Here is a 26,406-nt window from a genome sequence, read left to right as displayed (position 1 = left end):
CTCCTTTCTTCGCAAGAGCGTCGAGTATAACAGGCGTTAGTAGGGAATAAAGCGGCCTGACGGGGCTATTCGGTTTACCGAACAGGCCGCGGCTGTGTTATAATTTGCGACCTTTGAATCCGGGACACAGTAGAGGGATAACGGTCAGATGAGCGACCTTGCCAGAGAAATTACACCGGTCAACATTGAGGAAGAGTTAAAGAACTCCTATCTGGATTACGCGATGTCGGTTATTGTCGGCCGCGCGCTTCCGGATGTCCGAGATGGCCTCAAACCGGTACACCGTCGCGTACTTTACGCCATGAACGTGTTGGGCAATGACTGGAATAAAGCCTACAAAAAATCCGCCCGTGTCGTTGGTGACGTAATCGGTAAATACCATCCCCACGGTGATTCCGCCGTCTACGATACCATTGTACGTATGGCTCAGCCGTTCTCGCTGCGCTATACGCTGGTGGATGGTCAGGGCAACTTCGGTTCTATCGACGGCGACTCCGCCGCGGCGATGCGTTATACGGAAATCCGTCTGGCGAAAATCGCCCATGAACTGATGGCCGACCTCGACAAAGAAACCGTTGATTTTGTCGATAACTATGACGGCACGGAAAAAATCCCGGACGTCATGCCGACCAAAATCCCGAATCTGCTGGTAAACGGGGCTTCCGGTATCGCGGTCGGGATGGCGACCAACATTCCGCCGCATAACCTGACGGAAGTGATCAACGGCTGCCTCGCCTATATCGATGATGAAGATATCAGCATCGAAGGGCTGATGGAGCACATCCCCGGCCCGGATTTCCCGACTGCCGCCATCATCAATGGCCGTCGCGGCATTGAAGAGGCGTACCGCACCGGGCGCGGCAAAATTTACATTCGCGCGCGCGCGGAAGTGGAAGTCGATCCGAAAAACGGCCGCGAAACCATTATCGTGCACGAAATTCCGTATCAGGTGAACAAAGCGCGCCTGATCGAGAAAATCGCCGAACTGGTGAAAGAGAAACGCGTCGAAGGCATCAGCGCGCTGCGCGACGAGTCTGACAAAGACGGTATGCGCATTGTTATTGAGATCAAACGCGACGCCGTGGGCGAAGTGGTGCTCAATAATCTCTATTCCCAGACGCAGCTGCAGGTGTCTTTCGGTATCAACATGGTCGCGCTGCACCACGGTCAGCCGAAGATCATGACGCTGAAAGAGATTCTGGCGGCGTTTGTTCGCCACCGTCGTGAAGTCGTGACCCGCCGCACCATCTTCGAACTGCGCAAAGCCCGCGAGCGCGCGCATATCTTAGAAGGTCTGGCGATTGCGCTGGCCAATATCGATCCGATTATCGAGCTGATTCGCCGCGCGCCGACCCCGTCGGAAGCGAAAGCGGGCCTCATCGCGCAGGCGTGGGAGCTTGGCACCGTTTCTGCGATGCTGGAGCGCGCCGGTGATGACGCCGCGCGTCCGGAGTGGCTGGAGCCGGAGTTCGGTATTCGCGATGGCAAATACTGGCTGACCGAGCAACAGGCGCAGGCGATCCTCGATCTGCGTCTGCAAAAGCTCACCGGCCTTGAGCATGAAAAACTGCTCGACGAGTACAAAGAGCTGCTGGAGCAAATCGCAGAGCTGCTGCATATCCTCGGCAGCGCTGACCGCCTGATGGAAGTGATCCGCGAAGAGCTGGAGCTTATCCGCGACCAGTTTGGCGACGAGCGCCGCACTGAAATCACCGCAAACAGCGCCGATATCAACATCGAAGATCTGATAAACCAGGAAGATGTGGTGGTCACCCTGTCTCACCAGGGCTATGTGAAATATCAGCCGCTGACAGATTACGAAGCGCAGCGCCGCGGTGGTAAAGGCAAATCCGCCGCACGTATTAAAGAAGAAGACTTTATCGACCGCCTGCTGGTGGCCAACACCCACGATACGATCCTCTGCTTCTCCAGCCGTGGCCGTCTCTACTGGATGAAAGTTTACCAGTTGCCGGAAGCGAGCCGTGGCGCGCGTGGACGTCCTATCGTCAACCTGTTGCCGCTGGAAGCGAACGAGCGTATCACCGCGATCCTGCCGGTACGCGAATATGAAGAGGGCGTTAACGTCTTTATGGCGACCGCGAGCGGCACCGTGAAGAAAACGGCGCTGACCGAGTTCAGCCGTCCGCGTACCGCCGGTATCATCGCGGTGAACCTGAACGAGGGCGATGAGCTTATCGGCGTCGACCTGACCGCAGGCAAAGACGAAGTGATGCTGTTCTCCGCGCAGGGCAAAGTGGTGCGCTTTAAAGAAGACGCGGTGCGTCCGATGGGCCGTACCGCCACCGGCGTGCGCGGTATTCGCCTCGGCGAAGGCGACAGCGTGGTGTCGCTTATCGTGCCGCGCGGTGAAGGCGCTATCCTGACTGCCACCCAGAACGGTTACGGCAAGCGTACCGCGGTGGAAGAGTACCCGACCAAGTCGCGCGCGACGAAAGGGGTTATCTCCATCAAGGTGACCGATCGCAACGGGCCGGTGGTCGGCGCGGTGCAGGTCGATGACGCTGACCAAATCATGATGATCACCGATGCCGGTACGCTTGTGCGTACGCGCGTGTCGGAAATCAGCGTGGTAGGCCGTAACACTCAGGGCGTTATCCTCATCCGTACCGCGGAAGATGAAAACGTGGTGGGTCTGCAGCGTGTCGCCGAGCCGGTGGATGACGAAGAGCTCGACTCCATCGACGGCAGCGTGGCGGAAGGCGATGACGACATCGCGCCGGAAACCGACGCCGACGACGATGCGGCGGACGACGCAGACGAGTAATCGTCGCGCGGCTTTCGCACACCGTGTTTTGCCTTATGAAAGGGCCGGTCTGACCGGCCCTTTCTTTTTTTGCACCCGGTACGCCAGGCTGCTCTGAATATCGCCGGATAAGCGCGTTGCCGTTGCGGCACCGGGGTTTTGCGGCTACCTTAACGGCATTCCTTTTTCTTACCTCACGGCTGGCTGGTGCCCCCTTGAAATACTTCGTCTCTTTCCGCTCGACGCTTAAAGTGTCTCGCTATCTTTTCCGGGCGCTGGCGCTGCTGCTCTGGCTGCTTATCGCCCTGTTTTCGGTGTTTTACATCGTAAGCGCGCTGCATGTGAAAGAGTCAGAAATTCGTCAGGAATTTAACCTGAGTTACGATCAGGCGCAGCGCTATATTCAGCGCACGTCTGATGTGATGAAAGAGCTGAAGTATGTAGCTGAAAACCGGCTGGAAAATATCGATGCGCTGATGAAAAGCGGGCGTGGGCAAAATGATGCGCTGAACGCGCCGTCGTTTGTGCCGCTGTTTTCCGATTCCGACTGTAACTCGCTCGGGACGAGCTGGCGCGGTTCGTTGCAATCACTCTCCTGGTTTTTGCGCTACTGGCACGATAACTTCTCCGCCGCTTATGATTTAAACCGCGTGTTTCTGATAGGCTCCGATAACCTCTGCATGGCGGATTTTGGTCTGCGTGAGATCCCGCTTGAGCGCGACAAAACCCTGCAGGCGCTGCATGAGCGCATCATTAAATATCGCAACGCGCCGCAGGATGAGCGCAGCAACAGCCTGTTCTGGGTATCGGCTGGCCAGCGACCTGGCATCGGTAACTTCTATTCGCTGACGCCAGTCTACCTGGCGAACCGCCTGCAGGGGTTGCTGGGTATTGAGCAGACCATCCGCATTGAAAATTTCTTTACGCCCGGCAGTATGCCGATGGGTGTGACGATTCTCGATGAAAACGATCGGCCGCTCTTTTCGCTTACCGGTTCGGAAACCAACCTTGAGCCGAATGGCGAGTGGGAGCAGGAGCGCGCGTGGTTTGGCTATACGTCTGGCTTTAAGCAGCTGATTCTGAAAAAGAGCCTGCCGCCGTCGTCGCTCAGCATTGTCTATTCCGTGCCGGTCGATCTGGTGCTGGAGCGCATCCGGATGCTTATCCTCAACGCCGTACTATTGAATGTGCTGGTGGGGATTGTGCTGTTTACGCTGGCGCGCATGTATGAGCGACGCATCTTTATTCCGGCGGAAAACGACGCCCAGCGCCTGGAAGAACATGAGCAGTTCAACCGTAAAATCGTTGCCTCCGCGCCGGTCGGGATCTGTATTCTGCGCACCCAGGACGGGACCAATATTATCTCCAACGAGCTGGCGCATAACTATCTGAACATGCTGACGCATGAAGACCGCCAGCGGCTCACGCAGATTATCTGCGGGCAGCAGGTGAATTTCGTCGACGTGCTCACCAGCAACAACACCAACCTGCAAATCAGCTTCGTGCATTCGCGCTATCGCAATGAAAACGTGGCGATCTGCGTGCTGGTGGATGTCTCGGCGCGCGTCAAAATGGAAGAGTCGCTGCAGGAGATGGCCCAGGCGGCCGAGCAGGCGAGCCAGTCGAAATCGATGTTCCTGGCGACCGTCAGCCACGAGCTGCGCACGCCGCTGTACGGGATTATCGGTAACCTCGATCTCCTGCAAACGCAGGAGCTGCCGAAAGGCGTCGATCGTCTGGTGACGGCGATGCATAACTCTTCAAGCCTGCTGCTGAAAATCATCAGCGATATTCTCGATTTCTCTAAAATCGAATCGGAACAGCTCAAAATCGAGCCGCGCGAGTTTTCACCGCGCGAAGTGATGAGCCATATCACCGCTAACTATCAGCCGCTGGTGGTGCGTAAACAGCTCGGCCTCTACTGCTTTATCGAGCCAGACGTGCCGATGTCGCTGCTGGGCGACCCGATGCGACTGCAACAGGTGATCTCCAACCTGCTGAGCAACGCCATTAAATTCACCGACATCGGCTGCATTATTCTGCATGTTGGTACTCAGGGCGATTATCTCTGCTTCCGCGTGCGCGACACGGGCGTTGGCATTCCGGCGAAAGAGGTCGTGCGGCTCTTCGATCCGTTCTTCCAGGTGGGAACCGGCGTGCAGCGCAACTTCCAGGGAACGGGGCTTGGGCTCGCTATCTGCGAAAAACTCATCAACATGATGGATGGAGATATTTCGGTCGATACCGAGCCGGGTATGGGCAGTCAGTTTACCATCCGCATTCCGCTCTGGCAGGCACAGCTGCCGCCGAAGCCCAACGTCGACGGGCTTTCCAATAAGCGCTGCTGGCTGGCGGTACGCAACGCGTCGCTGTGCGAATATTTGCAGGGCCTGCTCTCGCGCAACAATATCCGCGTACAAAATCATCACGGCGAAACGCCGGATAAAGACGATATCCTGATTACCGACGATGAACACTGCGTCGAGTGGCAGGGCAGAGGGGTTATCTTCTTCTGCCGCCGTCATATCGGAATGCCGGTGGAGCGCAGTCCGGGCGTCTGGATGCACAGCGTCGCCGCACCGCATGAGCTTCTGACGCTGCTGGGGCGTATCTACAGCATTAATGTCGACGTGCCGGGCAGCGAGCCTGTACTGCCTGCGTCCTCCACCAGCGCCGAACAGAACGAAGATATGATGATTCTGGTGGTGGATGACCACCCGATCAACCGCCGACTGCTGGCCGATCAGCTCGGTACGCTGGGCTATCAGTGCCGTACCGCGAATGACGGCGTGGACGCGCTCAATGTGCTCAGCAAAAACCATATTGATATTGTATTAAGCGACGTCAACATGCCGAACATGGACGGTTACCGCCTGACGCAGCGTATTCGCGAGCTTGGCATGACGCTGCCGGTTGTGGGCGTGACCGCTAACGCGCTGGCGGAAGAGAAGCAGCGCTGCCTGGAATCCGGGATGGACAGCTGTCTGTCTAAACCAGTGACGCTGGATGTGCTGAAGCAGACGCTGGCGGTGTATGCCGACCGGGTTCGCAAGACGCGCGGTTAATCGTAACGCGCGTCGTCATGCATGAGCGGCGCGCGATGGTTTACCCGTGTGAGAATAAAAACCCATGGCGCGTCATCATTAGCGGCATTGATTGATTGTGTAAAAAATGGCAGGAAAAGCAGGGCGGGGGAAACGGCGGTGTGTCCCTGCCCGGCGGGCAGGGACAGCAGGAATTACTCTTTATCCGCAGGCGTCAGGCTTACGGAAGAGAGGTAGTTCAGCAGCGCGATATCGTTATCCACGCCGAGCTTCATCATCGCCGATTTCTTCTGGCTACTGATGGTTTTAATACTGCGGTTCAGCTTCTTGGCAATTTCGGTGACCAGGAAGCCCTCTGCGAACAGACGCAGTACTTCGCTCTCTTTCGGCGACAGGCGTTTATCGCCATAGCCGCCTGCGCTGATCTTCTCAAGCAGACGAGAGACGCTTTCCGGGGTAAATTTCTTGCCTTTTTGCAGCGCGGCCAGCGCTTTCGGCAGGTCTGTCGGCGCGCCTTGCTTAAGAACAATCCCTTCGATATCGAGATCTAACACGGCGCTCAGAATGGCCGGGTTATTGTTCATCGTCAGCACGATAATAGATAAGGTCGGGAAATGGCGCTTAATGTATTTAATAAGCGTAATGCCGTCGCCGTATTTATCGCCCGGCATGGAGAGGTCGGTGATAAGGACATGCGCGTCCAGCTTCGGCAAATTGTTAATTAATGCTGTGGAATCTTCGAACTCACCGACAACATTCACCCACTCGATTTGTTCAAGAGATTTGCGAATGCCGAACAGAACAATCGGATGGTCATCGGCAATAATTACGTTCATATTGTTCATGTATTAGGCTACCTTGCTACAGCAGGCTCTTGACGTAAACGTCAATGTCGCTGATATATTTTTCTATGGCTGTGGCATCCTTCTCGCGAATAAGATGCTCCAGTGTTTCACATAACTGTTTGCCGGGAACCAGATTCAGCATGGCGAACACCCCCTTCAGGCGGTGCGCCGTCTGCGCCAGCGCAGCAAAATCGCCGGCGGACGATTCAGTATACAATCTCTGAACATCATCCGGTACCGTATCGACGAACAGCGCATAATAGCCGCTGGCATGAAGCTGCGCATTTTCATCGCCGCCCATTGGAGATTCAGGAATATCTTCCTGCGCCAGTTGCTCTTCAATTAGTTGTAGCACTGCTTCCTGCATTGCGTGACTAATATTAAAGTTGACGCGCAGCTGTCCTGGTCCGATGCGTCGTACGCCGGCCTCATCATCGCTTAAAAGCAGGCCGTTGGCAGTAAGATTAGACGGATTATCAGTCAAAAATATATCGTACTCTTGACTTGATAATCTTTCGTCGGGCGTGATGCAGGACGCGCCCCACTGTTCGAGCTGGCGCACCACCACATTACGGACTTCGTTCGACGTAATATCGATCATCGCGATAACGTCATCCAGCAGCCGCTCGTCGCTCTCTTCGGTTTCCAGCGGCTCCACCGGCATCGTCACGTGCAGCGAATAGCGCGTACCCAGCTCTTTGCGGGCTTTGATATTCAGATGACCGCCGAGGCGGCGCGCCAGCTGGTTGCACAGATAAAAGGTGAGGCCGTTAGCTTTGCCGAACTGATCGTTAGAGGTGTCGTTCAGGAACGGGAAGTGCAGGTTATCGATTTCGCTGTTGCTGATGCCTTCGCCGGTATCCAGCACGCGGAACAGCAGACGCTCGCGCGCGCCTTCTTCCGCCATAATCTCAAGCGTAATTTTGCCAATCTGCGTGGTGGTGACAGAGTAGTGCAGCAGCATCAGCAGCACTTTGCGCAGCGCCTCGCGATCGCCGTGGCGCTCTTCATTAGCGGCAAGCTGATTATTAATCAGCAGTTGTAACCCCTTACGCTTGATGACCGGCAGCACTTCCGGGACCACTTCGTCAATCAGCTCCTGAATGGTGAAGTCGGTGGGTGTCGGGCGCCAGAAATCCGCCTCCAGCTGATTCACCAGCTGAATTTCATCCACCAGGCGCGCGATGCGCTCGGCCTGCTCGGCAAGCACCTGGCTTTCCGGTGCTTCAATCAGCGCCGCCTGGTGCGCCAGCTGTTGCGTTGGCTCTTTCAGCGCCGCGCCGATGTTCTGCATAAACGCCGAGCGGCCCTGCTGGTTTTTCTCATACAGACGCTGCGCCTGCTTGAGCTTTTTGTTCACCAGAATTTCACGATCCTGATCGCGTATAATGAAAATCTGGGTGCGCGGCACGACCTGGCTTCGGAACAACCGGATCTCATAGAGCTCGTTATTGACTGTCGCCTGAATAATGCCCTGATGCTGATCCGCCATTGACGTGATGTTTTGCAGATTCAGGTGCGGCAGCAGGTGGTCGGCGATTTTGTTGCTCATGATAGTGCGGCTGGATTCCTGGTCATGCACCAGTAACCCCAGCGGCAGCACGCTCAAAATCTCTTCGTTCAGCGCACGCAGCATTTGCAGCTCAGCATTATTCGCGCTGTTGGTAACTGCCTCCACCGGGCGACTCGGCTGGTGGCGGAAGGTGGTATAACCAAACAGCGCCAGCGCCAGCAGGCCGATGTTGAGCAGCAGCGGCAGCAGGATATTTTGCAGCGTTTCCATCAGCAGAGAGCCGAACGGCACTTCCCAGATGATGCGCAGCTGTGTGCTGGTCAGCGCGGACGAGATCTCAATGCGGTTGCTGTTGAAATTAATAGTGACGCTGTCCGGATCGTCTTTATTCTGCCCTGTAAGCGCGTTCTGGCTGCTGTCTGGCTCAAGGCGGAAGCTCTCAAGCGGCATGCCAGGCGGGATCAGATCGTTAATCGGCACGTCGAACGCAACCACCGTCGCCAGATGGCCCGGCTGGTTAAATGTGGTGCGCAGGGTGAAATAGTAACCGTTCTGCCAGGCGAGTTTGCGCAACGGAGAGAAGCTCTCGCGCTCATCCAGCGCGTTCGCCTGCTGAAGCATCTCGGCGCGGCGCGAATCGGCGATCGCGTTAATGGAATTCTCTTTAAAACCAGCGGAGAGATCTTTTAACGGCAGCGTGGAGACCAGGATCATGCTGTTGTCCTGGCCATTGAGATAATACATCGACCACGGCGCGCCTTCCGCGCCCCACAGCGTGTCGAGATAACTTGAAATCCGCTGCGTCATATCGAGCGTCGAACTGTCGTGCGAGCCGAAAATCAGCGCTTCGGTTTTGCGGTGCGGCTTTTCCAGATAATAGACGTCCTGACGCAGACGCGTTTCCTGTAAGCCTTCGCCGTTCTGGCCTGCGGCGCTGGCACCGATGTTGTCATAAATCTGCCAGGTGGCGTAGCGGTAGGTATCCACCCGTTTATGCAGCGCGTGGGAGATATCGACTATCTGGTAGCTCTTGTCTTTCAGCCAGGCGTTGACGGCGCTCTGGACCATCACGCCCATCGTCACCAGCAACACCACAATCAGTAAAAGGAAGAAACGGGTAATACTGCCCGGCATAAGGGAAAATTTATTGGGGATCATTGCGTCTGGCTGACTCATTATTGTGCGTAATCCACCGGCCTGCGCCGTGTAAAGAAAAGAGAACCGTGCTGCGCCGGCGGCAGCTATCCATTTTTTTGCCTTTTGTCCTGCAACGTCGCGGTGAAACCAGCGCGCGACGCCCGTAGCACAGGGCTTATCGGGGCGAGAACCGTCTTCTTTAACAGTATCGCAAACAATGAAGTATAAAGCGAAACGTATGATTTACCAGATGGTGAGAACGGTCTGAAACTGCGGCATACGTGGCTTTCGACCGCGTCAGGACGGTGCCCTATTAAGTAAAGATAACGGGGAGGATAATTTGCTGGCGAACAAAATAACGGCAATATGATTAATTAATAGTCGTTAACTTTACGCTAATTTACCCTGAAATAGTTGAAACTGAAATTTCAGGCAAAAAAATGCCGGATGCGAGCATCCGGCGGTAATAGGGGTAAAACAAACATTCAGATCTGAATGACGGTAATAAATAAAGTTAATGATGATAGCGAGAGTTATTTTAGTGGACTCTTCTTATTTGGTTTTGGCATTCAGTGCGGTAAATAATCTGAATGGTAATGTCATTGATTTTACAGCATTAATTGTGTTTTCTTGATAATTAGTGCGAATTTACTTAGCGATTAGTGCGGAAAAAAGTTCCCTTTCATTAATACTTTTTTACATTTTGTAGGCATTATGAAACACCTAAAAAGTTTTCGTATCATATTCCTGTTGGATTATTCGGCTCCGGTTTCGGACAATGGATTTGCCCGCTAGTTCCCTGAATTAGTGAGCAGTGGCAATAATAATATAAAGGCATATAACAGAGGGTTAATATAATGAAAGTTAAAGTTCTCTCCCTGCTGGTCCCGGCTCTGCTGGTTGCAGGCAGCGTAAATGCGGCAGAAATCTATAATAAAGACGGCAACAAATTAGATCTGTTCGGTAAAGTTGACGCTGAGCATTACTTCTCTGACGACAAAGGCGCTGACGGCGACCAGACCTACATGCGTATCGGCTTCAAAGGCGAAACCCAGGTTAACGATCAGATCACCGGTTACGGCCAGTGGGAATATCAGATTCAGGGCAACACCGCTGAAAACGACAACCAGTCCTGGACCCGTGTGGCGTTCGCTGGCCTGAAATTCGGTGACGCAGGTTCTTTCGATTACGGTCGTAACTACGGCGTTATCTATGACGTGACCTCCTGGACCGACGTTCTGCCGGAATTCGGCGGCGACACTTACGGTGCGGATAACTTCCTGCAGTCTCGCGGCAACGGCATCGCGACCTATCGTAACACCGACTTCTTCGGTCTGGTTGACGGCCTGAACTTTGCCCTGCAGTACCAGGGTAAAAACGGCAGCGTTTCCGGTGAAAACGACGCCACTGGCGGTCGCAGCCTGCTGAAACAGAACGGCGACGGCTACGGCATGTCTCTGACCTACGATCTGGGCGAAGGCTTCAGCGTAGGCGGCGCGATGGCCACTTCCAAACGTACTGCTGACCAGAACGCCAGCAATGCTGCCCTGTTCGGTGAAGGCGACCACGCCGAAGTTTATTCCGGCGGCCTGAAATACGACGCTAACAACATTTACCTGGCAGCGCAGTACTCCCAGACCTACAACGCAACCCGTTTCGGTACCTCTAACGGCGACCGCAGCGACATCTACGGTTTTGCTGACAAAGCGCAGAACTTCGAAGTGGTAGCACAGTACCAGTTCGACTTCGGCCTGCGTCCGTCCGTGGCTTACCTGCAGTCCCGCGGTAAAGACATCGCCAACAAAACCACCGGCGAATCTTTCGGCGACCAGGATCTGCTGAAATACGTTGATGTTGGCGCGACCTACTACTTCAACAAAAACATGTCCACCTTCGTGGATTACAAAATCAACCTGCTGGATGACAACAAATTCACCCGTCAGGCTGGTATCGGCACGGATGACGTCGTAGCGGTAGGCCTGGTTTACCAGTTCTAATCCCCGACCTGATGTGCAAAAGGAGCCTGCGGGCTCCTTTTTTTATGTCTGAAGAAAATAGGGTAACCTGTCGCCGCCGTTACAGAGGAGAAATGTGTGAAATTATTGGCTTTACGAACCCTGCTGCTGACTGCTGCCTTGATGGTTGCCGGTTGTGACAACGCCCCGCAGGCGCTGGTGCTGGAAGGCAAAACGATGGGGACGTCGTGGCGCGTCAGCCTGGCGGACGTTGATGCAGCGCGCGCAAGCGAACTGCGTGAGAAAATCCAGGCGCGCCTCGACGCCGACGACCGGCTCCTCTCCACCTGGAAGGATGACTCCGCGCTGATGCGCTTTAACCACGCCCGCACCACGGCACCCTGGCCGGTCGATGAGGCGATGGCAGATATCGTTACCGAATCGCTGCGCGTTGGCGCAAAAACCGACAACGCGATGGATATTACCGTCGGGCCGCTCGTTAATCTCTGGGGCTTCGGGCCGGATAAACAGCCGGTGAAAACGCCGGATCAGGCGCAGATCGACGCTGCCCGCGCGCGCACCGGCCTGTCGCACCTGAAAGTTATCAACGGTGCCGGGCAGCAGTGGCTGCAAAAAGATCTGCCCGACCTGTATGTCGACCTTTCCACCGTCGGCGAAGGTTACGCCGCGGATCATCTGACGCGCCTGATGGAAGAGGAGGGTATCAGCCGCTATCTGGTGTCGGTGGGCGGCGCGCTCGCAAGCCGCGGCATGAACCCTGGCGGGCATCCGTGGCGCGTGGCTATCCAGAAGCCAACCGACCAGGAAAACGCCGTCCAGGCGGTGGTGGATATTAACGGCCACGGCATCAGTACCTCCGGCAGCTACCGCAACTATTATGAGCTTGACGGCAAACGCCTGTCGCATGTGATTGACCCGGCGACCGGACGGCCCATCACGCATAAGCTGGTCTCGGTGACGGTCATTTCACCGACGGCGCTGGAAGCGGACGCCTGGGACACCGGCCTGATGGTGCTCGGCCCGGAAAAAGCGAAAGCCGTGGCGCTGCGTGAGAAGCTCGCGGTCTATTTGATCACCCGCGAGGGCAACGGCTTCGCGACCTGGATGTCGCCGCAGTTCGCAAGCTTTATTGAGAAAACCGAAAATTAAAAAGCAAGAAGAGGCGTTTTCGAAGGCGGCTGGTCGGGCAAACTCACGCTAACCTGTAAGAAGGAGAGCGCCATGAACGTAGCAGATTTTACCAGCGAACACGCCCGCTGGCAGGCGGTGGAAAACCGCGACGCGCGTGCCGATAACGCCTTTGTGTTTGCGGTGGTGACCACCGGGATTTTCTGTCGCCCGTCGTGCCGGGCGCGCAGGCCGCTTCGCGAAAACGTGCGTTTTTACGAAGATGCCAGCGCCGCCAGCGCGGCAGGTTTTCGCCCCTGCAAACGCTGCCAGCCGGCAGGGCTCACGCCGCAGGCGCAAAAAGCGCAGCGTATCGCGGCGGCCTGTCGGCTGATGGAACAAAGCGACACGCCGCTGACGCTTGCAATGCTTGCCGAAAGCGCCGCCATGAGCCCGTATCATTTTCATCGTGAATTCAAAGCGATTACCGGCATGACGCCGAAAGCCTGGCAAAATGCGCTGCGCGCGCAAAAACTCCAGGCGGCGCTGCGTGGCGGCATGAGCGTTACGGATTCGCTCTGGGAGGCCGGGTTTTCCTCTGGCAGCGCGCTCTACCGCGACGCCGACCGCGCGCTCGGCATGCGACCGCGCCAGTACCGGCGCGGCGGCGAACAGACTGCAATTCGCTACGCCATCGCGCCCTGCGAGGCGGGGCTGTGTCTGGTCGCGACCAGCGATCGCGGTCTGTGCGCCGTGCTGCTGGCGGATGACGCCGCGGCGCTTGAAGCGGAGCTGGCGACCATTTTCCCGCATGCAGAGCGTCTTGCGCCGGATGATACTTTCCGTGCGCAGGTGGCGCAGGTTATTGCGTGGCTTGATGCGCCACAGGGCGAACTGGCGCTGCCGCTCGATTTACGCGGCACCGCGTTTCAGCTGCGCGTCTGGCAGGCGCTACAGTCAGTGCCGCCCGGCAGCACGATAAGCTATCAGGCGCTCGCGGAGCGTACCGGCAATCCGCAGGCGGTGCGCGCTGTCGCCAGCGCCTGCGCGGCCAACAAGCTCGCTATCGTGGTGCCGTGTCACCGGGTGGTGCGCCGCGACGGGGCGCTCTCCGGCTACCGCTGGGGCGCTGACCGTAAGGCGCGGCTGCTCGCCCGAGAACGTGAACAGGAGAAATAATGCTCGATCTTTTTGCCGATGCCGACCCCTGGCAGGAGCCGCTCGCCGACGGCGCGGTGGTGCTGCGCCGTTTCGCGCTCGCTTCTGCACCGGCGCTGATGGCGGGCATCAAGGCCGTCGCGGCCCGCTCGCCGTTTCGCCATATGGTGACGCCCGGCGGTTATACCATGTCGGTCGCGATGACCAACTGCGGCGAGGTGGGCTGGAGCACCAACCAGAAAGGCTATCTTTACGCCCAGGTCGACCCGCAAACCGGCGCGCCGTGGCCCGCGATACCGGATGCCTTTCGCACGCTGTGCGACGCGGCGGCAAGGGCGGCGGGCTACCCCGATTTCACGCCAGATGCCTGTCTTATCAACCGCTACGCGCCAGGCGCGAAACTGTCGCTGCATCAGGATAAAGACGAGCCGGATCTGCGCGCGCCGATTGTGTCCGTTTCGCTTGGGCTGCCCGCCGTGTTTCAGTTCGGCGGCCTGAAACGTAACGATCCGCTAAAGCGTCTGTTGCTTGAGCATGGCGATGTGGTGGTGTGGGGCGGGACGTCGCGGCTTTTTTATCATGGTATACAGCCGCTTAAGCCCGGCCAGCACCCGGCGACCGGGGAATATCGTTACAATCTCACCTTCCGCCAGGCGCGTGGATAAAAATAAGAATTATTCTTGATGTGACCGCAGAGCCGTTTAAACTGCTCGCTGTTTTCACAGCCTGAGTCATGTTTATTTATGGAACTTCTGCGTCTCGTCTGGCGCCAGTATCGCTGGCCGTTTTCTCTGGTGCTTGCGCTGAGCCTCGCCAGCGCGGCGCTCGGCATCGGGCTTATCGCCTTTATCAATCAGCGCCTGATTGCCACCGTCGATCTTAGCGCGTCGGTGCTGCCGGAGTTTCTCGGCCTGCTGGTGCTTTTGATGGCGGTGACGCTCGGCTCCCAGCTGGCGCTGACCATGCTCGGTCACCACTTTGTTTACCGGCTGCGCGGTGAATTTATCAAACGCATTATGGATACGCCGGTCGGGCAGATAGAAAAGCTCGGCAGCGCCACGCTGCTGGCGGGGCTGGCGAGCGATGTGCGCAATATCACCGTCGCGTTTGTGCGCCTGCCGGAGCTGGTGCAGGGCATTATTCTGACGCTCGGCAGCGCCGCCTACCTCGGCTGGCTGTCCGGCAAAATGCTTGTGGTAACCGCGCTGTGGATCGCGGTGACAATGTGGACAGGTTATCTGCTGGTGCAGCGGGTTTATAAACACCTCTCCACGCTTCGTGAGGTGGAGGACAGCCTGTATGACGATTTCCAGATAGTGCTGGAAGGGCGCAAAGAGCTGGCGCTTAACCGCGAGCGCGCAGAGTACATCTTCGATAAGATCTACACGCCGGACGCGCAGCGTTACCGCGAACAGATTATCCGCGCCGACACTTTCCATCTGAGCGCCGTTAACTGGTCGAATATTATGATGCTCGGCGTGATTGGCCTGGTGTTCTGGATGGCGAACGGGCTTGGCTGGGCCGATACCACCGTCGCGGCTACCTATTCGCTGGCGCTGCTATTCCTGCGCACGCCGCTGCTCGCGGCGATGGGCGCGCTGCCGCCGCTGCTCTCCGCCCAGGTGGCATTTAATAAGCTCAGGCAGTTTCAGCTCGTGCCTTATGAGCCGGCCTTTGAACGCCCGGCGCGCAATGACCACTGGCAGCAGCTGGAATTACGTGACGTCACGTTTACCTATCACGACGGCAGTTTCAGCGTGGGGCCGATTAATCTCACTATCCATCGCGGCGAGTTGCTGTTCCTGATTGGCGGCAACGGCAGCGGCAAATCGACGCTCGCCATGCTCTTAACCGGGCTGTATGAACCCGCATCCGGCGAAATCCTGATAGACGGTAAACCGCTCGCCGCAGGTGACATGGCCGCGTACCGCCAGCATTTTTCGGCGGTGTTCACCGATGTCTGGCTGTTTGATAAACTGCTCGGCCCTGGCGGCAGAGAGGCGGACCCGGCGCTGGTGGAAACCTGGCTTCATCGCCTGAAAATGGTCAATAAGCTGACGCTTGAGAACGGCAAAATCCTCAACCTCAAGCTCTCGAAAGGGCAGAAAAAGCGCGTGGCGCTGCTGCTGGCGCTGGCGGAAGGGCGCGATATCATCCTGCTTGATGAATGGGCCGCCGATCAGGACCCGCATTTCCGCCGCGAGTTTTATCAGGTGCTGCTGCCGCTGATGAAAGAGATGGGTAAAACCGTGTTCGCCATCAGCCATGACGATCACTATTTCATTCATGCTGACCGGTTGCTGGAGATGCGTCAGGGCGTGCTGTCCGAACTTACCGGCGACGAGCGCCAGCTCGCGAGCCGCGACGTGCTGGCGCGCACCGGCAGTTAAGCCGCGCGCATCAAAAAGGCGGAAACGTTCTTCCGCCTTGCAGAGCCTTAAACTACCGCGCTGGCGGTGGTTTTTTCAGAGTTTACCGCTCAGCCGCTGGTGGAATTCGTGGCTGCGCATATCCAGCCCTTCAATTTCCACTTTCGCGTTATAGCGCTGATAGTGCGTTTCGATGGCGTCCAGCGCCGCGACGGTCGAGGCGTCCCAGATCTGCGCGTGGGTTAAATCGATGATCACCCGCGCCGGATCGTCGGCGTAGCGGAAATGCTCGTAGAGATCGTTGCTGCTTGCGAAAAAGAGCGGGCCGCGCACCCGGTAGCGCACCGCATTGCCGTTATCAATAACCTCGCGCTCAGCGCGCACCACGTGGGCAACGCGACGCGCGAAGAGCATCATCGCAAACAGTACGCCGCCCGCGACGCCAATAGCGAGGTTGCCGGTCCAGACGGTGGCGATAACGGTAACGACCATCACCAGCGTTTCAGAGACCGGCATGCGTTTGAGCGTGGCAGGCGCGATGCTGTGCCAGTTCAGCGTTTTCGCCGCGACCACCATCATAATGCCCGCCAGCACGACCATCGGGATCTGCGCCATCACGGCGCTCAGCCCGGTCACCATCAGCAGCAGCACCAGCGCCGCGGCGATAGTGGAAAAGCGCGAGCGGGCGCGGCCCAGTTCTACGTTCACCACCGTCTGGCCGATCATCGCGCAGCCGCCGATGCCGCCATAAAATCCGCTCAGGATATTAGCCACGCCGAGGCCCCAGCATTCGCGGCGCTTGCTGGACGGCGTGTCGGTGATGTCATCCACCAGACGCGCCGTTAAGAGCGATTCCATCAGCCCGACAAACGCGATGCTCAGCGCGCAGGGCCAGACGATACGCAGGGTGTCCAGGTTAAGCGGCACCAGCAATTGCGTGAAGCCCGGCAGGCCCGGCGTCATCGGGCCTTCGTCGCCGACCGTCGGCGGCGTCAGCCCGCACGCCCAGGCGATGACCGTTACCGCGACAATCGCCACCAGCGGCGACGGCACGCTTTTGGTCATGCGCGGCAGGAGAAGCACGATGGCGAGCGTGGCGGCAAACAGCAGCCAGACCATCTGGCTCTGCCCCCAGACGTGCGGCACCTGCGCCATAAAAATCAGGATGCCGAGCGCGTTCACAAAGCCGGTCATCACCGAGCGCGGGATGTAACGCATCATGCGCGCCAGCCCCAGCAGCCCGAAGAGGATCTGGATAATGCCGCCCAGCACCAGCGCGGGAAGAATGTAGCCGACGCCGTGCTGATGCACCATCGGGCCAATAACCAGCGCCACCGAGCCTGCCGCCGCTGTGACCATCGCCGGGCGTCCGCCGAGCAGAGACATGCTGAAGCACAGCACAATGGACGCCACCAGGCTCACTTTCGGGTCGACGCCCGCAATGACCGAGAACGAAATCACTTCCGGGATCAGCGCCAGCGCGGTCAGAATGCCCGCCAGCGTTTCGCGCATCAGCAGGCGCGGTGTGCGCAGCACATGCGCGACAGAAAGCTCAGGCACCGCCCGAGCCGCAGTTTGAGTATCAGACATGAGTATTTGCAGGTGTTTTATAATGAGCGCCGCCCTTTGCGGGCAGCAGGGACGGGCGATGGTACAGAGCAAGGCGACAAAACGCCAGTCTTGCGACCGCGCCGATTACTCAACGCGCTGGTAAGGAAAGCGATCCTGAATGGCTTTACGGAAGTAGCGGCCCTTTGATGGGGCGCGCGCCAGCGCGAGCCACACCTGCTCCGGCACGTTCTGGTAGTGATAGACCGCGCCGCTGTGAAAGGCGATTTCCAGCACCCGGCGGTCCTGGTCATAGCCGACCGACGCCAGGCTTCTGGAGACGACATCTTCTCGTTGCATACGTCCTCGCGGCGGATGAGACAATGGTATGAAGTATAGCGCTGAAACCAGTGAGAGCGGCCGAGGACATCGCAGATAAAAAAACCAGCCTTAACGGCTGGTTTTGATGGATATTTTAACGCCAGAACCAGAGCACAGCTATTGAGATACGAGGCGTGATTCCAGCCTGGGGCTGTTTCCGCCGCGATCGTCAGTCACCTGCCAGACGATATTATCCCCGCCAGGCTCTGGCGGCAGAGAATAGGTTGCTGATCCTTTTGGTGGCAACATTCTTCCTTGCGTATCAATTGTTTTTTCGCCCACCATCAGGGAATAAAAGGTAATCCAGTAAGGTGTCGGATTCTCCGCATGCAGGGTATTTCCCGCCCGGCTAAATATCACTTTTTGATAATCGCTGCGGGTCGGTGCTTTTAAACCGGCAGGACGGTAAAATAATTTCATCCGCTGATTTATGGCCACAGCCAGCGCATGTTTTTTTTGTTCCAGCCCTTGCGGGCTGGCTTTAATCGTGATCCAGTAAACCGATTCCCGGTCAGTGGGAAGAGGTGCTTTTTTGTGAATAATATCAAGTGTTCTGACGGTATTCGGGTCGAGTCGGAATAACGCTGGGGATACTTCAAATGGTGGTGTTGACGCACTGTCTGTTGTGCCCGTGACTGCATTGCTATCCACCCATGATTCAATCAGCCAGCGTTCTTTGCTCTGGTTTCGTACGGTCAAAGAATGTTCTTTTTGTCCTGGCTGATAAATAACCCGTGTTCCTTCAATCACGACGCCGGTTTGCGCTCCGGATGCCGACGCTGCAGGCGCCTGGATAATTCCCGTCATGGTCATCTGGAAAGTATCTGCGGCCTGTGCCCAGCTAATTCCACCTGAAATGAGCAACGTCATCAACGTAGTTTTTGAAAATAATTTACTGGCAGACATAATATTTCTCCTGTTATTGGTAATTGATAGTCACGGTGGCTGAAGCATTCGCATCACCGGCGGCGACTATCTCTGCCGTTTGTAAATAACGGGCCTTCCAGCCAAAATTGAGTATGGTTGGAGTAAGTGGTTTAAATTGACTAATGCTGCCGATCGGAACGCCATTATTATTGGCGTCCACAATTTGAATGGCCACGCCGCTGGCGGTCAGTACGCTGCTGGGCGTTAATTTAATGGCGCCCGGTTGAGGGGTGGCGGTGTCTGCCGTGGCATCCAGTTTTGCATACACCATAATTCCGGCAGGGCAGCTGAGTTTAATCGGAAGCTCCACACTGGCAGTGGTGCTGTTGATACCGGTAAACTCTGTGGTGAGATGATTGTTTAAATTTGCCGCAACCGTAGGCGTCAGAACGGTACATGACAGGGAAGGAACGACAATTGTTGTATTTCCCATGTTGTACGCTCTGTCCTGATGTTCCGCTGAGGAATAATAGAAATTTTTGACGGCCAATTGCTTTATATCTAACACCCCGGCTTCTGGCGTATCAGATGTTTTTATGAGATCAACGATGGTCGGATTCGCATCATAAGCTGCAGTCGGGCCTGTCCAGACAGGGCTTGAAGTATAGGGGGACGTAAAATAAAACCCATTTTGCAAAACGCGAACCCCAATGCCCTGAAGGTTTGTTTCATAGACATGGCTGATGGAGGTTTCATTCGCAGAATAAGATAAGTGAAAATGAAAATAACCGTAAGATCCAGCGTCACACTCCATTTCTTTATTATTTGTGGCGGGTATTGCTTGCGAAGCGATAACCCCGCCGACGGGAATATCTGATGTCACCGTCACTGTTCCGAAATTCACAGTCGCATCAGGTTGCGGATAGACAACACAATTCGCTAATGCTTGTGTTATACCCGCAATGAGCAACACTACCACACATAAAGTGTGATATAATATTTTCTGGTTTTTCATGTTTTCTACCTTAAATAAATGACTGACTTGCATTCATCCGGACGTAATAACGCCAGATGTCATCGCCTGTTTTTATACTGTTTATTTCCTGGCTCTTGTTCAGGGGTGCAGATAAAAAGAGGGTTGCCGCGGTTTTCAGGGCTGATAAGCCAGAAAAGAAATATTCTCCGCTGATGGCACATAATAAGGGCTATCTGGTGCCAGCGTGGCGGCTGCGATTTCAGCCGTCGCATCAAAAATATCGATTGCTACCGCGCCGCCAGGGGCATTAAGCGGAAATAATCCCTCCTGCGTATTGTCTGAAAAATGCATATTTCCGCTTAACGATACCTGTACTCTGCTGACGCCAGCACCCTGGTAATCCCACCAGTAGAGCGTATTCGGTGTTTTATTATCCGCAGGCGTCTGGCTGTTGACATAAATAGCGCCTTTATCGGAGGCCGCCATAAAGGCCATGGTGCCAGTGAGCGTTTCGCCAGAGGTGGTCGCGCTTACGGTCACGCTTTCCGCCTGCGTGTCAACGACGTCAGCCAGGGAGTAGCCTGAGGCATCGAGCGTGACGCTCAGCGATTGCGCATTACCCGATATGAACCTTGCGCTTCCGGTAACGTTAAGCTGTACCGCTTTGCCAGGCGTGCCATAAAGGGCGATTTTATTGGTCGGCTGTACCGCAGCGAGCATACCGGTATTTAACGGCGCGCCGGTGGAGCAATAAAGATTGAGCGGCACGGCTTCCGTCAGGGCGATGGTATAGGCAAACTGATTGCCGTTATCCAGCGAAGCCGTGACTACGGCTTTCCCTGTATCTCCACTGTCGGTCAGTTTGGCATTTGATTGCCCGGCGCTGTCGGTATCCTGTTCGGGATGGTTCAGATTACCCAGCGAGGTCGCCCAGTATACCGCCACACCCGTGGCCACGTTTCCGGATTGATCTTTCACCGTAGCGGTTAGCCTGGCGGCGTCCACCCCGTCACTGGCGATACTGTCTTTGTCGCTGGTCAGACTGGAGATCACATACCCCGCCGTGCTTTCGCTAACGATCACATCCGCAAATTTACTGTCACCGGTGATGGTGGCGGTGACAGTGGCGGTGCCAGGTACGCCGTTGTCGGTCAGTTGGGTACTCGCAGTGCCATCGCTGCCAGTGACTGATGAGGGGACGCTCAGGGTGCCCAGCGTGGTTGTCCAGTTGACGGTGACGCCGCTGATGGGTTGACCGCTACCGTTAACGACGGTCGCGGTGACAGTCGAACTGCTCACGCCGTCGTCAACAATGCTGGTTGGGTTTGCCGTCACGCTACTGATAGTGTCAGACGCGGGTGTGCCGTCCTCCAGCGTCACGACCCAACTGCCATCTGGTTGCAGTTGAGGAGCGCTGAAGATCCAGCCGTCAGGAAATCCGCCAAGATCTGTCACCGTGACGGCCCCACCGGTTCCCTGCAATAACAGGGAGCCGCTTCCGGTCCAGTTGACCGTGCCATTGCTGGGGTTGTACTCACCATACTGACAGGTCGCCACGACAGAGCTGCCGGCGCTTTTACCCACAAACCCGAGCGCGCCTGGGTTGCCCGGCAGGGTCAGTGTGGTGATGGTCGTGGTGCTCATCCCTACCTGGCTGAAGGCGGCGACGGCGTTTGGGGCGGCCTGCGCGGCGTCCACATCCAGCCAGACCACGGCGACCTGCATGGGATCGATCCCCAGATAGTTCAGCGGGAATTGATCGGAAGAGGGATAAAGCAGGGTCAGATCGTTCTGTGTCACCGGAATAATATCTTCCCGATGACCCAGATAAACGTATGAGGCGTCACCGGGATTAACGGCACTGTTGATAAAGGCCTGCATTGCAGACATGGCGACGGACTGATAGGTCCAGCTGGCAGAACTGGCGGCCAGCTCACCAGCTTCGCCGTGCAGGACTTTTTGCAGATTGCCTGCTTCATTTTTGCCGGTATAAAAAATCAGGCTGCTGCCGGCGTTAGTGTTGATTGGCATCATATTTTCTCCAGAGTGAAGGTTCAGGCCGGGCAGGCCGCCGCAGGCCAGGACGAAAACGCCAGTTGTCCGGTGACATACGTTCCTGTGTCAGGCAGGGATAAGGTAAAACGCACCGTTTCCGCCACAATATCCGTGACATCAAAACCAGCGGCATGGGAGGTACTGACGTTCGCATAAGCGATAGTCGAACCGGATACCGGAAGGATGGCGCTGGTGGGAGACGTGAGCGCCAGCCTGACCTGAGTTGCGCCAGAGGCTTCGGTGGTTTGCATATAGACGCCACAGGTGCTGCGGCCATCGGCGGCTGCGAAAGTAGAAATACCGTAGCTGAGTAAATCGCCGTTGCCGGGCGTCCAGGCGCTGAAAGCCATGCTGGCTGAAGCACTGAGTTGCGGATTGGTGACTCCTGTCGCGCTCACCAGCACATTGCCGGTTGAAAAACTGTATACCTGCGCGCTTGCCTGGCCGCTTTCATCGAGCGTAAGCGTCAGTAATTGTTCTCCCGACGGGTTAAACCAGGCGTTGGAGCTGCTGGATAATGATAGCTGTATGCCCGCGCCTGCTGGTCCTGAAAGCGTGACGGTATTGAGCGGCCTGACCGGAACGGTTGGGTCAAAGAACGGGGCGCCTGTTCCGCACGCCATGATTAAACTGGATGTGTTATCGCCCGTCAGAATGACTTCTGTTGCCGCTGATGAAGCGATACCGCCGCTTAGATACATCACCTGATATCTCCCTTCTCCGTAGCCCTCGCCTACGGGCGTCATCGTGTCGGCAGGAATATGGAAAACGGCCTGCCGGGCCTGTGCTTCTGTGCCTGTCAGCACACGGGTTTGCGTCCAGGTGGCCCCAGGTACGGGCGCGTCCGGCGTCGTCTGGTAACCCGTCCAGAATGCGGTCAACGTATCGCCAATGACCATGCCGGGATATGTGATAACCATATCGGTGCCGCTGTCAGCCGAGACTTCGCTGGCGGTAATGGTATTGTCGCCAGCCGCAGCAGGGAAAACGGGCGCGGGAAGCAAGAGGCAGTGCTGGCTGTCAACCTGAACGCGGGTTATATCGGAAACCCCGGCAAGGGCAGGTGCCGTTACGGAGTACCATGCCTGCGCGGAGCCGATCCCAATGGGCGTGATAAAAGTGACAGGCACTGTCACGCTGAAACCTGCCGAGATATCGCTCTGCGTCAGGATATGAAGCGGGGATTGCCAGGCGGCGGCCGGAAGCGGCACGCTGCTCGTGCTGTAGCCTTGCCAGTAAACGACCACACCGCCTCCGACGACAAACTGAGAGCAGGGCGGAATATCCACCTCCAGCCCGTCAGTCGTAATGTCGTCACAGGACACCCAGCCATCATTACCGGCCGGGATAACCGGAGCCGGATAAATGCCGCTGCCGGTCATATCCAGGTTCACGGTGGCATCTTGTGAACTCTGCGCCGTTCCGGTTAACGGTATTACGGTGTACCAGGCTTCCGCGCTGCCGGTGGTTGTGACCGCCGTAACAAAGGGGGACGAAACCAGCACGCTGAACCCGTTACCGACATCCGGCGTCGCGACAGTGTGCGTGACGCTGTTGTCACTTGCAGGTACCGCGTTTCCGTTCGCATCAAACGCCCGCCAGTACACATAGACCGTGTCGCCGGTGTTATAGGCTGCCGTGCTCCATGGCACTTTCACGTGCGTACCGCCATTTTGCATTACGGATGCATAGGTGATGGTGTTTGTCGCATCTGCATCAGGAAAGGCTGGCGGCGGCAGGCCATCGACGTGCTGGCGATCAACAATGGCGGTGGCGACCGGCGAAGCCGACGTGTTTTGCGCGGCATCGGTGGCGACGTACCAGACCTGATGTGGCCCATCCGCAGGCCATGCCGTCCCGGATACCGGGATCAGGCTTGACCAGGGCCAGGCATAGGTATCCGGATCGGGGAGAGAAAGCGTGCTAAATAGCTCGCCGTCGAAATAGAGACAAAGGTAATCATTTTTCGCCGCGTTCGTGTAACGTGCAACGTTAACCACGATACCGCCATCACTCTCCAGCTCTGTCTCGGTGATGTAGCCATCATTGACCATTTGTGGTAGTTCAGGCGGCGGCAGCGTTGAAGTAATCGTCATGTCAGGGTGTCCTGTCAGGGGATAAAAGGCCCGGTGGCATAAGAGCGTACCGCCGGGCATGCTTACGGTTAATGAAACCTTTTATGACGCGCCGCTACGCGTTAAAGCCCGGCGGCACGGTATCCACGTTGACACTCTGGTCAAAAGAGAGCTCGACCGTGGAGGCACCCGCAGGCAGTACGGTGTAGTAGGCGTCAACCGATCCCTGATAGCCCTGACCGGCATTGGGGAAAAAGAGCGCTGAAGAAACGATAAAGGTGTAAGAGGTATCACTGGCGCTGACGGTATAAGAGAATGAGCCGCTGGCACCCATGATCGGGTTATTGTTGGAATCTACAGCAGGCCAGTACAACGTAATGACATCACCCGCCGCCATGGACGGATAAGAGACCTCCACGCTTACGCCATTGGCTGCATCGGCGATGTTAATGTAACCATCCGTTCCTGCCGGAATAACCGGTTTGGTCAGCGTTGGCGCAGTCTGCCCGCCATTGGCAATCACAACTGGAAGGGCTGAGGAATAACTGTTGTTGCCGGCGGCGTCAGCGGCGGTGTAATAAACCGGATAATTGCCGTCCTCAAGGTAGATCGGGGGAATTTCAAGGCTGATATCAATGACCATCGGCAACTGCGTCGATGGATCGGTTAGCGTAGTAAAATGAGAGTAATCGCCCCACCAGAAGGTGATCCGATCGCCAGCCGTCGCGTTGGGATAATGCGGGATAACCATCTGCACGCCAAGCTGCAGATCATAATAATCCAGGGTGTACTGGTCAGCCTCAGTGGCACCAGAAACCGTGGGCGCAGGCAGTGCGGTGCTGGCATAGATGCTGGTCTGCTTGCCTGTGTCATCATCAGCGGTGGTGGCGGTGACCGTCAGAATACCGCTTGCGATAGCGGTAACTTCAACGATAGCCGCGCCAGAAGCATCGGTGGTGGACGTGGCTGCGGAGAGTTTGCCGCCCGCCGTAACCGTCCAGTTTACCGTGGTTCCGTCAGGCGCTGGCGCGCCGGTGTCATCATGGATAATCGCTGTGATGGTGGCGGCAAGCGAGCCGTCAGACGGCAGCGCGGATTTATCGGCGGTAACGGTAAATACAGAATAAGTTGCCATGTGTTATTCCTTAACAGACAAAGTAATTAAAAACAGAAACAAGAGAATGACTATTTTCCTGACGGAAACAGACGTCCGTTGTTTTCTGCGTCCGGGTCAGAATAAAGAACGGCTAAAAAAAATACTGAATCAAAACAGGACAGGAAATGTGCTTTTTCCAGGGACTTTCGGGGCTTCATTCGGGGAAAAACGGCATGGTATAAAATTGTAAATATTATCAATTGATTAGGTTTTTTCTCCACGTTTAATCACTGCTGCGAAAAACTAAGGAAATATTTGAAATAATAGTGTGCATCGTTAAACGGAGATACACCGTATATGCAAAGGATTTCGGCTCCATACGGAGCCGAAATCAGGGGAGTTAATAAGATGCCATGATTAAAGCAAATAATCTCTGGTATTGGTGGCAGTTACTGGGGTTGAAGGATCAACGGTATCCTGTGGATCGACCGTTACAGTGGTAGAGAAACCAAACACGTTACCACTCACCGCGTAGCAAGTTTGTGTTGCCTGTCCCTGCGCATCGGTGACGGATTGACCGCTATTACAGTGGATAAAGCCGTTAGCGGGGTTAGACCAAATGACGGTCGCTCCGGCCACCGGATTGCCATTAATGTCTTTTACCAGCGCGGTCGTAATGCCCGGATCTGCCGCATTTCCTCTTCCGACCGAACTCAGCGAAACACTCACCGCTTTGAGCGAAACAGACGTAAAGGTTGCGGATGCGTTGCCGGATTTACCGCCCGCGCTGGCGATGACCGCGACCGTTTCTGCCGTGGTGTCGGTGAGGCTGACGGTGGCGAGACCACTGGCATCGGTGGTGACGGTGAGCGGCGTGGTGGCGGTAGCCGTTCCCACGTTCCAGGTGACGCTGACGCCCGCCATCGGCTGGCCGGACGCGCTGGTAACCAGCGCCTGCGCGACGTTGGCCGTGCTGCCATCCGCTGGCGAATTGTTAGTGGTGATGGTCACTGCGACACTACTTACCGGCACAACGCTAAAGACAGCGATCGCGCTGCCGGTTTTGCCGCCCGCAGTGGCGCTGACGGTGATAGCTTCCGCCGTGGTGTCGGTGAGGCTGACCGTGGCAACCCCGATGGCGTTGGTGGTGACGGTGAGCGGCGTGGTGGCGGTGGCCGTTCCCACGTTCCAGGTGACGCTGACCCCCGGCATCGGCTGGCCGGATGCGCTGGTAACCAGCGCCTGCGCGGCGTTGACCGTGCTGCCGTCCGCAGGGGAATTGTTGGTGGTCATGGTCACTGCGACATCATTCACCGGCACCGCGGTAAAGACCGCAGAGGCGCTGCCGGATTTTCCGCCCGCGCTGGCGCTGACGGTGACGGTTTCCGCCGTGGTGTCGGTGAGGCTGACGGTGGCGATCCCGCTGGCGTTGGTGGTGACGGTGAGCGGCGTGGTGGCGGTGGCCGTTCCCACGTTCCAGGTGACGCTGACCCCC

The 26,406-nt window shown here is 56.6% G+C and carries 17 protein-coding genes; 7 read left to right on the top strand and 10 right to left on the bottom strand.

Annotated features, from left to right (window positions below; genetic code table 11):
• Positions 1 to 148 precede the first annotated feature (148 nt).
• Together gyrA and rcsC are read left to right on the top strand one after the other, a co-directional pair.
• Positions 149 to 2,785, top strand: coding sequence for a DNA topoisomerase (ATP-hydrolyzing) subunit A (gene gyrA, locus ACUW6V_RS14055; protein ID WP_007897480.1), 2,637 nt, complete (start codon positions 149 to 151; stop codon positions 2,783 to 2,785).
• A 194-nt stretch (positions 2,786 to 2,979) separates the two neighbouring features.
• Positions 2,980 to 5,829 (top strand): two-component system sensor histidine kinase RcsC, encoded by a 2,850-nt coding sequence (rcsC, locus tag ACUW6V_RS14050; RefSeq protein WP_105576511.1) that lies wholly within the window; start codon positions 2,980 to 2,982, stop codon positions 5,827 to 5,829.
• Between the two features lie 173 nt (positions 5,830 to 6,002).
• Here rcsC and rcsB read toward each other — a convergent pair whose 3' ends face one another.
• Both rcsB and rcsD read right to left on the bottom strand, forming a co-directional pair.
• On the bottom strand, positions 6,003 to 6,653 hold the full coding sequence (gene rcsB / locus ACUW6V_RS14045; protein ID WP_007676706.1) for a response regulator transcription factor RcsB: 651 nt from the start codon (positions 6,651 to 6,653) through the stop codon (positions 6,003 to 6,005).
• 16 nt (positions 6,654 to 6,669) lie between these two features.
• Complete coding sequence (gene rcsD, locus ACUW6V_RS14040; RefSeq protein ID WP_004387478.1) at positions 6,670 to 9,324, bottom strand: phosphotransferase RcsD; 2,655 nt, start codon at positions 9,322 to 9,324, stop codon at positions 6,670 to 6,672.
• Positions 9,325 to 10,160: 836 nt separating this feature from the next.
• Between rcsD and ACUW6V_RS14035 the strand changes: the two genes are divergently transcribed.
• The 5 genes from ACUW6V_RS14035 to ACUW6V_RS14015 all read left to right on the top strand — a co-directional run bounded on the left by ACUW6V_RS14035 (position 10,161) and on the right by ACUW6V_RS14015 (position 15,934).
• Positions 10,161 to 11,300, top strand: a complete 1,140-nt coding sequence (locus tag ACUW6V_RS14035) for a porin OmpC (protein WP_004387479.1) — start codon at positions 10,161 to 10,163, stop codon at positions 11,298 to 11,300.
• Between the two features lie 96 nt (positions 11,301 to 11,396).
• Positions 11,397 to 12,428 (top strand): FAD:protein FMN transferase ApbE, encoded by a 1,032-nt coding sequence (apbE, locus tag ACUW6V_RS14030; RefSeq protein WP_454038507.1) that lies wholly within the window; start codon positions 11,397 to 11,399, stop codon positions 12,426 to 12,428.
• A gap of 72 nt (positions 12,429 to 12,500) precedes the next feature.
• Positions 12,501 to 13,565 carry a bifunctional DNA-binding transcriptional regulator/O6-methylguanine-DNA methyltransferase Ada gene (gene ada / locus ACUW6V_RS14025; protein ID WP_209640064.1) on the top strand — a complete coding sequence of 355 codons (1,065 nt, stop codon included), beginning with the start codon at positions 12,501 to 12,503 and terminating at the stop codon, positions 13,563 to 13,565.
• Positions 13,565 to 14,209, top strand: coding sequence for a DNA oxidative demethylase AlkB (gene alkB, locus ACUW6V_RS14020; protein ID WP_454038506.1), 645 nt, complete (start codon positions 13,565 to 13,567; stop codon positions 14,207 to 14,209). Before ada ends, alkB begins: the two co-directional genes overlap by 1 nt.
• Positions 14,210 to 14,287: 78 nt before the next feature.
• Complete coding sequence (locus ACUW6V_RS14015) at positions 14,288 to 15,934, top strand: multidrug ABC transporter permease/ATP-binding protein (RefSeq protein ID WP_454038505.1); 1,647 nt, start codon at positions 14,288 to 14,290, stop codon at positions 15,932 to 15,934.
• Positions 15,935 to 16,009: 75 nt separating this feature from the next.
• On the opposite strand, the gene ACUW6V_RS14010 is transcribed toward ACUW6V_RS14015, so the two are convergent.
• The 8 genes from ACUW6V_RS14010 to ACUW6V_RS13975 all read right to left on the bottom strand — a co-directional run.
• Positions 16,010 to 17,503 carry a SulP family inorganic anion transporter gene (locus tag ACUW6V_RS14010; RefSeq protein ID WP_085661883.1) on the bottom strand — a complete coding sequence of 498 codons (1,494 nt, stop codon included), beginning with the start codon at positions 17,501 to 17,503 and terminating at the stop codon, positions 16,010 to 16,012.
• A gap of 105 nt (positions 17,504 to 17,608) precedes the next feature.
• Entirely contained in the window at positions 17,609 to 17,821 is a 213-nt protein-coding gene (locus ACUW6V_RS14005) for a KTSC domain-containing protein (protein WP_004387484.1), read from the bottom strand.
• Positions 17,822 to 17,959: 138 nt separating this feature from the next.
• A complete protein-coding gene (locus tag ACUW6V_RS14000; RefSeq protein WP_454038504.1) occupies positions 17,960 to 18,748 on the bottom strand; it encodes a fimbrial biogenesis chaperone in 789 nt (262 codons plus the stop codon).
• A 13-nt stretch (positions 18,749 to 18,761) separates the two neighbouring features.
• Positions 18,762 to 19,724 (bottom strand): fimbrial protein, encoded by a 963-nt coding sequence (locus ACUW6V_RS13995; RefSeq protein ID WP_007851317.1) that lies wholly within the window; start codon positions 19,722 to 19,724, stop codon positions 18,762 to 18,764.
• 135 nt (positions 19,725 to 19,859) lie between these two features.
• On the bottom strand, positions 19,860 to 21,719 hold the full coding sequence (locus ACUW6V_RS13990) for an Ig-like domain-containing protein (RefSeq protein WP_454038503.1): 1,860 nt from the start codon (positions 21,717 to 21,719) through the stop codon (positions 19,860 to 19,862).
• A 20-nt stretch (positions 21,720 to 21,739) separates the two neighbouring features.
• The gene (locus tag ACUW6V_RS13985) at positions 21,740 to 23,836 is read right to left on the bottom strand and encodes a hypothetical protein (protein ID WP_454038502.1); all 2,097 of its coding nucleotides are present in this window, start codon (positions 23,834 to 23,836) and stop codon (positions 21,740 to 21,742) included.
• 94 nt (positions 23,837 to 23,930) lie between these two features.
• The gene (locus ACUW6V_RS13980; protein ID WP_454038501.1) at positions 23,931 to 24,950 is read right to left on the bottom strand and encodes an Ig-like domain-containing protein; all 1,020 of its coding nucleotides are present in this window, start codon (positions 24,948 to 24,950) and stop codon (positions 23,931 to 23,933) included.
• Between the two features lie 378 nt (positions 24,951 to 25,328).
• On the bottom strand, positions 25,329 to 26,406 hold a 1,078-nt coding region (locus ACUW6V_RS13975; RefSeq protein ID WP_454038500.1), incomplete at its 5' end, for an Ig-like domain-containing protein.

Source organism: Cronobacter sp. 153480017-3 (genome assembly GCF_053627815.1).
Note: the sequence above shows the minus strand (reverse complement) of the source record. Positions and strands in the feature narration are given on the sequence as shown.

Bases quoted from the DNA above. Each gene is read 5' to 3' on its own strand.
- ACUW6V_RS14015 (WP_454038505.1), top strand. From the start codon at position 14,288: ATGGAACTTCTGCGTCTCGTCTGGCGCCAGTATCGCTGGCCGTTTTCT.
- rcsD (WP_004387478.1), bottom strand. From the start codon at position 9,324: ATGATCCCCAATAAATTTTCCCTTATGCCGGGCAGTATTACCCGTTTC.
- rcsB (WP_007676706.1), bottom strand. From the start codon at position 6,653: ATGAACAATATGAACGTAATTATTGCCGATGACCATCCGATTGTTCTG.
- alkB (WP_454038506.1), top strand. From the start codon at position 13,565: ATGCTCGATCTTTTTGCCGATGCCGACCCCTGGCAGGAGCCGCTCGCC.
- ACUW6V_RS14000 (WP_454038504.1), bottom strand. From the start codon at position 18,748: ATGTCTGCCAGTAAATTATTTTCAAAAACTACGTTGATGACGTTGCTC.
- ACUW6V_RS13990 (WP_454038503.1), bottom strand. From the start codon at position 21,719: ATGATGCCAATCAACACTAACGCCGGCAGCAGCCTGATTTTTTATACC.
- ACUW6V_RS14035 (WP_004387479.1), top strand. From the start codon at position 10,161: ATGAAAGTTAAAGTTCTCTCCCTGCTGGTCCCGGCTCTGCTGGTTGCA.
- ACUW6V_RS13995 (WP_007851317.1), bottom strand. From the start codon at position 19,724: ATGAAAAACCAGAAAATATTATATCACACTTTATGTGTGGTAGTGTTG.
- ACUW6V_RS14005 (WP_004387484.1), bottom strand. From the start codon at position 17,821: ATGCAACGAGAAGATGTCGTCTCCAGAAGCCTGGCGTCGGTCGGCTAT.
- ACUW6V_RS13980 (WP_454038501.1), bottom strand. From the start codon at position 24,950: ATGGCAACTTATTCTGTATTTACCGTTACCGCCGATAAATCCGCGCTG.
- ACUW6V_RS13985 (WP_454038502.1), bottom strand. From the start codon at position 23,836: ATGACGATTACTTCAACGCTGCCGCCGCCTGAACTACCACAAATGGTC.
- gyrA (WP_007897480.1), top strand. From the start codon at position 149: ATGAGCGACCTTGCCAGAGAAATTACACCGGTCAACATTGAGGAAGAG.
- ACUW6V_RS14010 (WP_085661883.1), bottom strand. From the start codon at position 17,503: ATGTCTGATACTCAAACTGCGGCTCGGGCGGTGCCTGAGCTTTCTGTC.
- ada (WP_209640064.1), top strand. From the start codon at position 12,501: ATGAACGTAGCAGATTTTACCAGCGAACACGCCCGCTGGCAGGCGGTG.